At 57.0% G+C, this 13,777-nt stretch carries 9 protein-coding genes; 6 read left to right on the top strand and 3 right to left on the bottom strand.

The features are described 5' to 3' along the window. The first annotated feature begins 432 nt into the window (after positions 1-432). The 6 genes from ISP18_RS12630 to ISP18_RS12605 are packed head-to-tail and all read left to right on the top strand — an operon-like array spanning position 433 to position 10,529. Positions 433-2,871, top strand: coding sequence for a sigma-70 family RNA polymerase sigma factor (locus ISP18_RS12630; protein WP_380012245.1), 2,439 nt, complete (start codon positions 433-435; stop codon positions 2,869-2,871). A 44-nt stretch (positions 2,872-2,915) separates the two neighbouring features. Next, positions 2,916-4,370 (top strand): ATP-binding protein, encoded by a 1,455-nt coding sequence (locus ISP18_RS12625; RefSeq protein WP_380012242.1) that lies wholly within the window; start codon positions 2,916-2,918, stop codon positions 4,368-4,370. Between the two features lie 30 nt (positions 4,371-4,400). Continuing rightward, positions 4,401-7,298 (top strand): Z1 domain-containing protein, encoded by a 2,898-nt coding sequence (locus ISP18_RS12620; protein ID WP_380012239.1) that lies wholly within the window; start codon positions 4,401-4,403, stop codon positions 7,296-7,298. Beyond that, positions 7,282-8,283: a PD-(D/E)XK motif protein gene (locus tag ISP18_RS12615; RefSeq protein ID WP_380012236.1), complete on the top strand. Its 1,002-nt coding sequence runs from the start codon at positions 7,282-7,284 to the stop codon at positions 8,281-8,283. The genes ISP18_RS12620 and ISP18_RS12615 overlap by 17 nt, the downstream gene beginning before the upstream one ends. Positions 8,284-8,285: 2 nt before the next feature. Then, a complete protein-coding gene (locus ISP18_RS12610; RefSeq protein WP_380012233.1) occupies positions 8,286-10,055 on the top strand; it encodes an AIPR family protein in 1,770 nt (589 codons plus the stop codon). Between the two features lie 9 nt (positions 10,056-10,064). After that, positions 10,065-10,529: a very short patch repair endonuclease gene (locus ISP18_RS12605; RefSeq protein WP_380012230.1), complete on the top strand. Its 465-nt coding sequence runs from the start codon at positions 10,065-10,067 to the stop codon at positions 10,527-10,529. On the opposite strand, the gene ISP18_RS12600 is transcribed toward ISP18_RS12605, so the two are convergent. The 3 genes from ISP18_RS12600 to ISP18_RS12590 form a co-directional block, all read right to left on the bottom strand. After that, complete coding sequence (locus tag ISP18_RS12600; RefSeq protein WP_380012227.1) at positions 10,498-12,129, bottom strand: DNA cytosine methyltransferase; 1,632 nt, start codon at positions 12,127-12,129, stop codon at positions 10,498-10,500. The genes ISP18_RS12605 and ISP18_RS12600 overlap by 32 nt on opposite strands. A gap of 378 nt (positions 12,130-12,507) precedes the next feature. Then, entirely contained in the window at positions 12,508-13,116 is a 609-nt protein-coding gene (locus ISP18_RS12595; protein ID WP_380012224.1) for a hypothetical protein, read from the bottom strand. Positions 13,117-13,377: 261 nt separating this feature from the next. Further along, a complete protein-coding gene (locus ISP18_RS12590; RefSeq protein WP_380012221.1) occupies positions 13,378-13,722 on the bottom strand; it encodes a helix-turn-helix domain-containing protein in 345 nt (114 codons plus the stop codon). Between the last annotated feature and the right edge of the window lie 55 nt (positions 13,723-13,777).

Raw genomic sequence — 13,777 nt, 5'->3', positions numbered from 1 at the left:
TTTATTCGCCTAAAGCGCCCTCTAAAGCGAAGGAACGGGCGAGGCTGCAACCGCGGCACGATCCGAAGCACGTAGCCGACCGACTCTCAGCGCTCAATTCTTACCAATTTCGTCGGTTGTTGGTCTGCGAATCCCGGTAAACCCGTGAACGTTCGGCAGGTTTCGTCGTGGCGCATTTTGTGCTTCAGTTCGCAATGCGAGGGACTGTATTCGCCTGTCTTAATTCCGACCTCGGGCGGTCGATATATCCCGTCGTGGGTAAGGCCAGACCGGCGCATTGCAGGGCTTGGGCAGTCTCTAGGGACGAGACAGGGGGATGGATAATCAATGATGGGTCAATTGGACCGAATGGCTAGGACGTCACGTGAACTCAATGGATGAGCCAGTCCACCATGGCGATGCAGTATGCATCGCCATGATGAGGCCCTATTCGTGAGCGCTGTGGTCTTGCCTGAGCCGGCCACCTTGAACCGGCTTTTTAAATTGGCTGCGCTGGCTGGCGCCGATGCGGCAGTGCGTGTGCACCTCGAACGAGGCGACCATGTCGATGGGCGGGACGTGTCGGGCCAGACGCCGCTCATGCTTGCTGCCCGGCAGAACCGCGCTTCAACATGTTCACTTCTGTTGGCTTCCGGCGCCGACGTCGATCTCGTTGATGGCGAAGGAAAGAGCGCGCTGGTCATCGCCCAACTCGCCAACGCCACCCAAGCAATCGACGTCATCCAGACCTTCCTGGATGAGCGAGCGCAGACGAGGACCTTGGAAGAGCCACCCGCCGACCGTGAGCGTTCAAATGCCGACGGTTGTCAGGACCCGAATGTTACGGCGTCCGCAGAGGACGATTCGGCGTGGGTGGCAGAAGAAGAACCCATCGCTCCCAAAGGGGACTCATCAATTGCGGCCGCCGCCAAGGCGATCCAGGTTGTCCTTTCCCAGCACAGCTTCATCGATGACTACACCGACTGGAGTGATGTCGCCGCCTTTCTTCCAGAAAGAAGCGTTCGACCTGCTCGTCCCGTCGACCCCGATGTTCGATGGCCACTTAAGAGCCTCCTGCTCAAGGCGATGCGTGAAGGTGGTGTCCCTGACGTTGATATCCAATCCTTTTGTGAGAATGAGGATGGGGAACGAGAACTGGATGCGGAAAACCTCATCCGCCTGACACTTGGCGAGCTGAACATACTTGCCGATGAACGACAGGTGCTTCGCACGGAGGCGTTACAGGACGTTCCCGATGAGCGGGAGGAGCAGGCACTGGAAGACGCGCTGGCTTTCCATGACAGCGTGAGCGCGTCGGCCGACTTTTGCTTTCGTGTCTACCAACGGGACATGGGGAAAACTGGGCTTCTCACAAGAGAAGAAGAAATTGCTGTGGCTAAGGCGATCGAAGATGGCCTTTACCAAGTGCAGCTGGCGCTATCGAAATTTCCACTTGCGATTGGGGCATTGCTCGAAACGTTTGACGCATTTCTCAACGACAAGCTCCGACTAAGCGAGTTCCTTGCCGGCTTCCGCGATGCGCGCGAGACGGTCAGCACGGTAGAGATCGAGGCCGCGCTCAAAGGTCAGGTGGCACCTCCGGCGGACGATGATGGCGATGACACCCTCCTGGACGAGGACACCGAGGACGCTGGCGAGTTACGCGAAGAGGCCATCGAGCAGTTCGAACGGCTGCGCGCTTGTTACCTGTCTTTTTGCGGCGCGGTTGAACGCAATGGCTTCGATCACAATGCCCACACCGCGCGTGAACAGGTGGCTCGTGAATTCATGAAGGTCGCTCTGTCTGCGGCCGCCATTGATGGTCTCGCGAACAAGCTACGCAGCGTTTTGGACAACCTCGATCGGCATGAGCGCGCACTGTTCGATGTCATGACCCGCCAGGTTCGCATGCCGCGAAATGAGTTCGTCGCCGCATATGCCGGCCATGAGGGGGATGTAACCTGGTCCGATGGGCTGATCGGCAAACACGCGAAGTGGTCGCCCGAGGTCGCCATCTATAAGGCGGCCATCGATGCCGAGCAGGAACACCTTGCTTCAATCTCGCGAAAGCTCTTCATGCCGTTGTCCGAAGTCAAGATTATGGCCTTGACCATCAAAAGCGGGGTTGCCAAGGCACGACGCGCACGCAACGCGATGGTAGAAGCAAATTTACGTTTGGTTCTGTCGATCGCTCGTCGATACACGCATCGCGGTGAGCAATTTATGGACCTCGTTCAGGACGGCAATATCGGACTGATGAAAGCGGTCGACAAGTTTCAATACCGTCGGGGATACAAGTTCTCTACCTATGCCACTTGGTGGATCCGACAGTCGATCACGCGGGGCCTTGCCGACCGTGGTCGAACCGTTCGACTTCCCGTTCACATGATCGAGTCCATCAATAAGTTGGGGCGGCTTTCACGTGAGGAGTGGCAGCGATTGGGGCGCGAGCCGCGTGCGTGGGAGCTGGCCGTGAAGATGGGTCTGGAGGTTGACAACATTCGTAAGCTGGTGCGGCGGTCGGGTGACGTGATTTCCCTGGACGAACATGTTGGGGAGCATGAGCAGCACCCTCGCATTGAGTTTCTGCAGGACATCAACACACCATCGCCCCTCGATCTCGCGCTCGATCATGGGTTGGTCGAAACCGTCCGTGTTGCCCTCGGCAACCTGAAGCCAAGGGAAGCTAAAATTTTGCGCTTGCGGTTTGGGATTGGTGAAAACACGGACCACACACTTGAGGAGGTCGGCAAAAAGTTCGACTTGACTCGCGAACGTATCCGCCAGATCGAAGCAAAGACACTAAGGAAGCTTCGGCATCCCACTCGTCGTGGTGCGCTCATTACCTTCATGGACGATCGACAGTCCGTTAAATCGGACGAAGACGAATGAGCACCATACCAGGGACTCGAAATCTTCCACCGCGAGCTGAGGCCATGCTCGAGGCCCTTCGCGGGGTGGGTTATTCCGTCGAAGCAGCGCTCGCTGACATCATCGATAACAGCATCTCGGCGCATGCCACCGAGGTGCGCGTGGAGTTTGACTGGGACGAAGAGCACAGCCGAATTTCCGTTCTCGATGATGGCTGCGGGATGTCTGACCGGGAACTGGAGCGCGCTATGCAGCTTGGCGCGAAGAGCCCACTCGATGCGCGCGATGCGTCCGACCTTGGGCGGTTCGGGATGGGGCTCAAGACTGCTTCCTTTTCGCATTGCCGTAGGTTGACCGTTGCGACGGTCAAAGAGAAGGTGTCCTCGTGTCTGCGCTGGGACCTTGATGAACTTGGTCGTAGCGAAGAGAGTGGTTGGCTGATTTTCGAAGGCCCATCCGACGGTTCTGAGGCTTTCATCGGCTCACTCGCCGAGCACACGCATGGAACGCTTGTGCTGTGGGAAGCGCTGGATCGCATCGTAACGCCTGGGTATAAGTCTTCGGATTTCAGCGATCTGATTGATCGGGTTGAGGCCCACCTGGCGATGGTCTTTCATCGTTTGCTCGATGGTGCGCGACCACGCCTGAAAATCTTCTTGAATGGAAATCCAATCGCACCGTGGGACCCTTTCATGATGGGACATCCTGCAAAGCCGTGGGTTTCGCCTGTGGCGAAGCTGACCACGACGGGCGGTCAGATCGAAGTGCAATGCCATGTGTTGCCACACAAGGACAAGCTGACCGAGCGTGAGATGGAGCACGCCGCTGGAGTCGCAGGCTGGACATCCCAACAAGGGTTTTACGTCTATCGCAACGAGCGATTACTCGTTGCGGGCGGTTGGCTGGGGTTGGGGCAGCGACGTGCGTGGAATCGTGAAGAAGCTCACCGCTTGGCCCGCATTCGTCTGGACATCACGAATACGGCCGACGCCGAGTGGAAGATAGACATCCGAAAGGCGACAGCGCGACCACCCACTTCGTTGCGCGGTTGGTTGACAAAGTTGGCCGAAGAAACACGAGATCGCGCGCGGAAAGTGTATGCATCGCGCGGCGGGCCCATCAACCGAAGTGGTGGTCAACCGATCGAACAGGCGTGGCGAGCGGATCATACCAAGACTGGTGTGAGGTATCGGATCGATGATCACCATCCCGCAATTGCTGCCGTGCTCGAAACTTGCGGTGAAAACTTGGCCCTGGTCAAAGCGATGCTTCGTGTCATCGAGGAAACAGTGCCCATTCAGAAAATTTGGCTGGATACCGCAGAGGGTAAAGAAGCATCGCGGATTGGCTTCGCCTCAGAACCGCCTGATGCCGTCCTTGAAGTGCTTGACACTCTCTTCCTGGATCTAACCGGTAGGCGCGGTCTGAGCGATGAAACCGCCAGACGCATGCTGCTCACGATGGATCCTTTTCAGAACTACCCCGGTCTCGTCAACGCCATGTCTTCGGACGCCCCATAACACGATTCGAGAATCTACTTAGGCCCTCCTATGCTCGATACCAGCTCATCCCTGACCCCCGTTCTCAACATCGCGCAGACGCTGCTTGAAGTTGAAAAGGGGAAACAGCAGGCCATCACTCCCCTAATCATTGCGGAAAAGGTTGATCACGCGACTGCCGTGGTGAGTGCGTCGCTTTCAGACGCAGACCGTGAATTCATCATCGCGGAACTGATTCGTCGTTTCAGTCACTGGATTGGTCGCGATTCTGCGCTGGAGGACACCCATGATCACATCGCATGGCTGGTGTCGGAGCGGAAGAAGGATTGGCGCTACTGGCAGCGCTATCAGACGATGCTGGAACGTAAACTTTCAGTGAGCGTGGTCGAGGCATTGGATAAGTCCACCGATGGCATCCTGTCCAAGCTGGAAGACCCGACCCGAGAAGGGAATTGGGATCGGCGCGGATTGGTGGTTGGGCACGTGCAATCGGGAAAGACCGGCAACTATTCCGGGCTTGTGTGCAAGGCCGCTGACGCTGGTTACAAGGTCATCATCGTGCTGGCGGGTCTTCATAACAACCTCCGCTCACAAACTCAGATCCGCCTGGAAGAAAGCTTCCTAGGGTATGAAACGTCAGAGAACCGTGACCGTGGAACTCCCGTGGGCGTCGGGTTGATCGATAGCGATCCTCGCATTCATCCGAACTGCGCAACCACTCGGGCGGACAATGGAGATTTCAACGCGGGGGTGGCACGTCAATTCGCCATCTCGCCAGAGCAGCGGCCGTGGCTGTTTGTGGTGAAGAAGCAGAAGACGGTGTTGACGCAATTGCTGAAATGGATACGAGGCCATGTAGCGGACAGCACCGACGCTGCAACAGGTCGAAAGATCGTCACCAATCTTCCGTTGCTGGTGATCGATGATGAAGCAGACAATGCTTCCGTGGATACCGGCGAGCAGGTCTTTGACAGCGACGGTGTGCCGGACGACGAGCACCAGCCCACGGCGATCAACAGCCTCATTCGAAAGATCATTCATTCGTTCGCGAAATCTGCCTACGTCGGCTACACGGCAACTCCCTTTGCCAATATTTTCATTCATCGGCGCGGAGCGACGAATGAGGAAGGACTGGACCTTTTCCCACAGTCTTTCATCATCAACCTCGCAGCGCCGTCGAACTATGTAGGCCCCGCGCGCGTGTTCGGGTTGAGTTCACCAGAAGGTCGGTCTGAAGGGCTGCCGTTGACGTCCTTCATTACGGATCATGTGAAGCAAGAAGCGCCCGATCATCCCGATGGCTGGATGCCTGGAAAGCACAAAAAGGACCACGTTCCGCTTTTTGATGGGCAGGCGGTTCCTCCCCCTTCGCTCATTAAAGCCATCCATTCCTTCGTTCTGGCTTGCGCCGCGCGCAAGTGTCGCGGTCAGGGCAGGGAGCACTCTTCCATGCTCATTCACGTGACACGTTTCACCAGCGTGCAGGGTGAGGTTCGTGAGCAGGTCGAAGCAGTGGTGAACAGCATGCGCCAGAAGCTGACGCATAAAGTGGATCATCAAGGTTTACTGAGTGGTCTGCGCCAGCTGTGGGAGGAGGACTTCGTTCCGACCAGTCAGGTGCTTCAAAAGCCATTGGAGTCACACGGTGAGCGGTTACTGATTCCAGAGTGGGCGGCGATTGCCGAGGTTCTGCCTGATGTGGTCCGTGACATCATAGTGCGTGTGGTCAATGGCACTGCAAAGGATGCGTTGGATTACTCGGACCAGAGTGAAGTCGGTTTGAAGGTGATCGCCATTGGTGGGGATAAGCTCGCTCGCGGGCTGACACTTGAAGGCCTATGCACGAGTTACTTTGTTCGCACTACGAAGATGTATGACACGTTGATGCAGATGGGGCGATGGTTCGGTTACCGGCCGGGGTATCTGGATCTTTGCCGGCTCTATACGTCGGAGGATCTGGTCGAGTGGTTTAAACACATTGCCGATGCGTCTGAGGAGCTTCGCGAAGAATTTGATGCGATGGCAGAGCGCGGAGACACCCCCGAAAATTACGGACTGCGCGTTCAGTCGCACTCGGTGTTGCTGGTCACCTCGCCGCTCAAGATGCGGACATCGAAAGAGTTACAGTTGTCGTTCAGTGGTGAATTGCTGGAAACAGTTTCGCTCTTCAAGACAGATGTGCGCCTGACCAGGAATCTCACTGCGACGGAAGATCTGATTCGCGGAATGGGGCAACCCAACGAACGTAATCCCACACGGATGCGAGCTGGCAATGAGAGCAAATGGACCGGAAGTTACCTGTGGAAGGGCGTGTCAGCGGACTTGATTGCAGATTTCTTTGGCAACTATCTCACTCATCCCGACGCACACAAGGTCAAGAGCAACCTTCTCGCAGACTTCGTCCGTCAGATGGCAAGATCCAATGAGCTCACGTCATGGACAGTGGTGATGATCGGTGGCGGAGAGGGGCGGCCGCACAGGTTTGGGAACGACATTTACATCGACATGCTCAAGCGCAAGGACGAGACGTCTGGGCCTGAGAAGTATTCGATTGGCCGCCTTCTATCTCCGCGCGACGAGGCTATCGACCTCGACGATGACGCATGGCAGGCCGCGCTTTCTTTAACAATTCGCACGTGGGAAGCGACTGGTGGGAAGAGGTCGTCGCGGCCATCGCAACCAGAAGTTCCCAATGGGCCTGCGGTGCGGCGCATTCGCGGCAAGGGAGCAGCCGGTGTCACAGCGGCTCCCGAACGCGGGCTGCTTCTGTTGTATGCGCTGGATCCGTGTGAGGCGCGACCGAGCGATGCACTCAATCATGGTTTCGAAAACGATGATCTTCCGGTCATCGCATTCGGTGTGAGTTTCCCCAGTAGCGATAACGGAGTGAAAGTGACCTATCAGGTAGATCATCTACGCTGGGAGCAGGAATATGGCGCGGGCGAATGAGGAGTTTTCGCTTGCCTGGAACGCGCTTGCAGGCGGAACGGGGACCAAGGGATGGCAAACCATCCGTGTGACGGCGGCGGGTCATTGTCCCGTCGCTGCAGGGCGTTGTTTTCCCGATGGGGAAGAAGCATTGCTGGTGGGGTTTCCGGGCGCAGCACTCCCTGCCGGTGAAGCATTGCCGGACGGCACCGGGTTTCGCGTGCAGCGCGTGGATCCCTACCGGGATGGCATGCTGTGGCTGGCGTTGACGCGTAACTCAGATGGTGCGTCCGATGTATTCCTCACCATGGTAAGTGACGTAGTGGGGGAGCTCGACCGCGCTGCAAACGCGCAGCGGTTTGCTCATCATCAATTTCTCGCTCGCGTTCGGGCGTGGCAGGCATTCATGCGAACCCCGCGAGGGCCGCTCTCGCCGGAGGCTGAGTTGGGGTTGGTTGGTGAGCTCAATGTGTTGGCGTTGATGCTGAGCTCCGGTGTGAGCATTTCCACCGCGTTGGACAGCTGGAAAGGTCCATTGGATGCGTCCCAGGACTTTCAGCTTGGCACCGGGGCACTCGAAGTGAAGTCGACGTTGTCCATCGCAGGATTTCTCGCCCGGATCGGAACACTGGAACAGCTCGATGATTCGGTTCTACAGCCGCTGTTCGTTGTGGGTGTGCGATTCCAGATGGCCGAGAATGGAGTGAATTTGCCTGGGACGGTGGAGATGGTGCGCCAGTTACTGAGTGGCGATCCGGATGCTGATCGACGCTACAACGAACTTCTTTTTGCCGTGGGTTACCTGCCCATGCATGCCGATCGCTACACGCGTCAATTTAGAGCCGTTGATATACGGGTCGCGCTCGTGGGTGCGAACTTTCCACGGTTGACCTTCGGGAGCGTGCCGCAGGGCGTGCTCAAGGCAGCTTACGACATCGACCTGGACTGCGTGAGCGGTGCGCGTCTTGACCTTGCCCATGCGTTGAAACAGTTGGGAGTGATTTGATTATGGAACTACAGGAGTTTTTGACGCAGATCCAGTCAGAGGTGCGGGAACAGATGTCCGGCGGTTTGCCATTCGCCGAAAAGTTCTTTGCGGAAATCGTCATGCAGCACATGGCCGAGGCCGGTATGACGTCAGAGCCTGCTTCGTGTGATTTTGACGGCAAGGTCGGAAACGCCAATCTGCGCTTGAGTGGCTTCGCACTCTCTGATGATGGAGACCAACTCGACCTGTTTGTTAGCCTCTATGAAGGCGTCAACGAGATCACACCCATCACCGACGCCGAGTGTAAGACCGCAGCCGACCAATGCCTTCGTTTTCTTCAGCTTTGCGTGGAAGGGAAGATGGCGGCACGCCTGGACCCAACGCACGATGCTCGTTCTTTGGCGGAAACCATACACGCGGGCTACAACGAACTGGATCAAATCCGCATCTTTGTTCTGACAGACAAAAAGTCCAAGTCCAAGAACTTTAAGGCGCGGGAAATTTCCGGGAAGACCGTGCGCCTTGAGGTTATGGATATTGAGCGGCTTTATCGGCACATATCCGAGGGCAAGCCGCGTGACGAATTGATTGTCGATTTCAATCAGATTGCAGGCTCGCCGTTGCCATGTGTCTTTGTCCCTGGGCAGGAGGATTACGAATACGCGCTGGCCGCCATTCCCGGCGAGGCGCTGCGCCATCTTTATGACCGCTTCGGCGCAAGGCTTCTCGAAGCCAATGTTCGATCGTTTCTGAGTGCGCGATCCAAGGGCGTGAACGCAGGGATCCAGAAAACGTTGCGGGAATCTCCGGACCACTTCATGGCGTATAACAACGGCATCGTTCTGGTTGCGGACGAGGCCATCATGGCGCAAGGCCAGGATGGTGTCCCCGGCATCGCGTGGTTGAAGGGCATGCAGATCGTCAATGGGGGTCAAACGACCGCATCGCTTTACTTCACCAAGAAGAAATACCCGGAAACCGATCTGTCCCGCGTGCGTGTGCCGGCGAAGATCATCATTCTCAAAAGAAACGACGCAGCAAAGGAAGAGGCGCTCGTTTCGGATATCTCACGCTTTGCCAACAGTCAAAATGCAGTTCGTCAATCGGACCTTTCTGCCAACAAGCCATATCATATTGAAGTGGAGCGTCTTTCGTTGTCCGTCTACTGCCCCGATGGGATAGGGCGTTGGTTCTACGAGCGTGCGGCAGGCAGTTATGCCACGATGCTCGCGCGCGAAACTTCGCCCGCGAAGATGAAAGCTTTGAAGGAGAGCATTCCACCAGCCCGGAAGATCACGAAGACAGATCTGGCTCAATACTCGATGGCATGGAGTGGTTTGCCGGATGTCGTGAGCCTTGGTGCTCAGAAGTGTTTTGACCGTTTTATGGCATCCATGCCGACGCCGGAAGAAGGCGAAGTTATCGTTCCGCTAGACGCTGCGGGCTACAAGGCGATCGTGGCGAAGGCCATCATATACAGGGCGGTGCAGAAGCTGATTCGACCGATGTTTCCTGCATTCAAGAGCAACGTTGCTTCGTATGTGGTGTCGCTGGTGGCGCGAACCTACGCAGACGAGTTTCGCCTGGAACGGGTCTGGAACAACCAGGGGTTATCGTCTGAGCTTCTGGTGCAGATTTCCACATGGGCACGGGAAGTGAATGATCAACTTCACAACACGTCGAATGGGCGCATGATTTCTGAGTGGGCCAAGAAGCCCGAATGCCGCGACGAGGTTCTGAATGCACAGTATTCACCTTCGGCCTACGGCATCCCGGAGGTCGTAAGCTAAGATCAGACCATGGATATTGTCGACCGCAATACGCGCAGTCGAATGATGGCGGGAATCCGGGGCAAAAACACCAAGCCGGAGCTGCTCGTTCGCAAGGCATTGTTCGCGGCAGGCTTTCGATATCGATTGCACCGCCGCGGACTGCCTGGGTCTCCGGATATCGTATTGCCGGGGCGACATATTGCGGTTTTCGTTCATGGCTGTTTTTGGCACCAGCACGAACAGTGCAGGTTCGCCAAGATTCCCGCGAGCCGCTCCGATTTTTGGACTCGGAAACTTGTGGGCAATGCTGATCGTGATCGAAAGGCAGTCGAATCGTTGAAAGTCGACGGTTGGCGGATCTTGGTCGTGTGGGAGTGCGCAACGCGTGACCCGCTGATCCTCAACTCGCTGGGGCAATTACTGTCGTCCTGGATCTCCAGTGACGGCAGCACGGGTGAGATCAGAGGATTTGCGCATCCTCAAGGAAATTGACGACCACTTGGGCAATTTGTCGAGCCAGCCAGGGGGGAACTGCGTTGCCGACCTGTATGTATTGTGCGGTTCGATTGCCTTCAAAGAAATAGTTGTCAGGGAAGGTTTGAAGTCGAGCGGCCTCGCGAACCGTCAGGCTGCGCACCTGGGACGGATCATGATGAATGTAGTAGTGGCCATCTTTAGCGATATGAGAGACCACGGTGGTGGACGGTGCACCCGCGATCTGCACGCGGAAGCGATCTGCAAACGGGATCGTTTTGTCGTCTACGTTTGAATGCTCGGGCAATAGACGCGGCGGAAAAAGAAACAGCTTGGGGGAGATTCCCAGCTTCCTGGCGTAGCACGAAGCAAACAGATAACGGTGCAGATCCGATTGCATGTGAAACCGTGTTTCGTGCTGGAGCACGCCGCCCAGGCGCGGATCGTGATACCAGCGGCGAAGCGCTTTGGGAAGCGCCGCATCCATGGATACAGTCTCTTCGATAAATCTTGCCCCAAAGCTGACATGCGACTGGGCACGACGAAGCGCTTTGGTCATCGCCGCCTCGACATCAGGGCGGTCCTCACTGCGCCACGAAATGAGCCCGTCAGTTGCGGTGGATAAGGCTTCGAGCCAACTTTGATGGTTGTCCTGGCCGCGGGACAACCTGCTGCGCAGCGCGGGAAGCCCCGAGAGTGCCAGAACAGCGCCAACCTGTTCTTTGGCTGGTTCCAGCACGTGACGTTCGCGGCGCACCCTTCGTTTCGCAACACGCTCCGCGATGTCAGATCGAACCCCAAACAGGATGACCCGGTGGCGACTCTGTGGGACACCGTAGCGTTCCGAGAGGATGAGGAAATCAGCGGGGTTCAGTTCGCCCGACTCTCCATCAGTGGCGAACGATCGGATGTGATATTCAGCGCCGTTGCCGGGCTTGGCCAAGTCCGACAAGATTCGCTCAAAGATGTAGTTGCCTTGGTGTGTGGACGTCAGGATCCCCTTGACGTTTTCCATCACGAACACCGTGGGGGAGAACTTTCGGATGACGCGCAAATACTCCTTGTAGAGGAAATGCTTTTCGTCATTTTCGAAGCCTGTTGGATCCACCGTGCGGCGCCTGGAGCGCCCAGCCATCGAGTAAGCCTGACAGGGTGGGCCGCCGATCAGGGCCCATTCGGTGGCGCCGTTGAGGGCAGACTTGATCCATCCATCCACTTCTTTGGCGGGTGTCTTGCCGAGCTCAGCATGCCTGGCTTCGGAAGCGGCATGGCGCACAGCCTCCGCTATGGACCGATGGGAGAGGAATGCCTCCCGAGACAGGTCCCCGCGGACATAGTCGTAGTAGCTGTCCGGCGCCTGACCTTTCCCGAAGGCTCGGAAAAGAGCCCGCAGCGACAGCGTGCGGTGGGCTATTTCGTCCTTTTCGATGGAGACCCGAACCGAGAATCGGCTGTGATCATCTGCGTCCACCAACGAGGAGAACCCTTCGCCGAGTCCGCCCGGCCCAGCGAACAGGTCGATCACTGGAAAGGATTTCTTCTTCACCTCATCCCTTTCTTCTATGCGGGCTTTTTTGTTGCTACCCGTCGTTTCGGCTTGTGCCGAATGGTCCTTCAAGGACAGCCCCTTATCGAAGACTCATCTTATTCGATTCGAGGGTGCTCCAGCGACCGGTCCGGGACGCAAATCTCCAACCTCCGGATCGCACGGGCTGCGACGCTCACCGTTTCCACCTGATTGATGTGCAGGTGGTCAACCACTTGGTGATCGGCGCCGGACACGTAGTCAGTATGTCGGGACGCGAGCTCTTCTTTCCGCTCGTTACTTGGCTGGAGGCATCGAGCTGCTTCATGAGCAAGGTTCCCAGTTGCCAGCGAAGGAGAGGGTGAGCTCGCGTCATGTGGGGGCGCTCATTTCGCAACGCTGCGATGTCATGTGGAGATTGTTAGGCAAGCCGCTTCTGGGCGACAGATGCCGCCCAGAAGTCAGCGAACTTCAATGAAACTTGCGACGGAAATCGCGCGCAGCTTGAAGTGTTTCGAGTGCGAGGGATTTACCCCAACCCAAATCAATGAGATCAGCAACCGCGATGTAGTCTGCCTGAGCGCCGAGGAGCACCAGAAAGAACAGGAAGTCGGTTTCCGAGCGCCAGCGACTGCTTGTGCTAGTTTCTGCAAGCGCCTTGAAGTATTCGCGTGCCCAAGGCTTTGCCTTGACGAAAATGCGCTTCAGCTCGTCGATCGATTCGATACCGAGCATGCCGGCTAACGCAATGATGCTCGCCTGACTTTCAGCCCGCAGGGCTGGATCTGCCTCTCGGAAGAAAAAGCCCGTCGCATTTGCATCTCCGGCGAAAAGAAACTCACCGCCGTCAACCAGTTTGGCCACTTCTGCGGCCGACAAACTCTTGCCATGCTGAGGCGTGGCACGTGCTTCCTCAGTTTGCTTCAACGACAACATCACGTGGTGCCAATGGTGAAAGCCTGCACGCTGTGCGGACTGTTCGAGCAACACCTGATAACCACCTGCTCCCTTGCGGGAAAGGTGTTTTGCGTCGGATTTGAGCTCTTTGACCCGCGAATAGGTAATCGGAACGAGGTTCATGTGATTTCCTTCTTGCGGCTACTACCAAGTGCCCACGGCCCGGATTCGCCTTGAAGGGAATCACCAGGTCTTGCTTCGCGGTCTTCCTGTCACAGTTCGCCATTGGTGGGCAGCGTCGCCTTTTGGGCCGGAAGCGTAGACCGCGCTCCCGGCCTCATCATGCGACGAGCGATGGCAGAAAGTCCAGGGGCGACTGGCGTAGCCGTGCAAGTGCGGGTCTGAATGATTCGCGACGTCACTAGGGTCACGTGCCGACATCTTTTATTTTTTGTTCCGGCCTGTTTCTTTCTTTCTTGTTGGTCTGGCAGCCGGCCGCTTTACACCGGCTTCCTTGGCCAACCGCGCCTCCACGTCCTTGGCCCAGGTGACCAAATCGGATCCGCAGGCTTCCAACCAATCGCGGATTTGGAGTCCATCAAGCCGGACCGTCGCGCGCTCTGCCCCGGTAATGAACGCCTGGGGTCGGCCCAGGCGTTCCCCAAGCTCAACCTGCGTCAGTCCGGCCTTCTCGCGGGCAGCGCGCAGGGCTTCGATAAAATGGGAGTTTTCACGCCGGTAAATCGACTTGATCCCGCGAAGTTGGGCTTTCTTCCGCGCAGTGGCCATTGCCCGCTCCAATCGAACAGGGCAATAACCATATACGCGAACATCTGTTACGCAG

It is taken from the genome of Dyella humi (genome assembly GCF_044904605.1).
GTDB lineage: Bacteria > Pseudomonadota > Gammaproteobacteria > Xanthomonadales > Rhodanobacteraceae > Dyella_B > Dyella_B humi.
The sequence above is the reverse complement of the archived record's forward strand: the minus strand, read 5'-3'. Positions and strand labels throughout refer to the sequence as shown.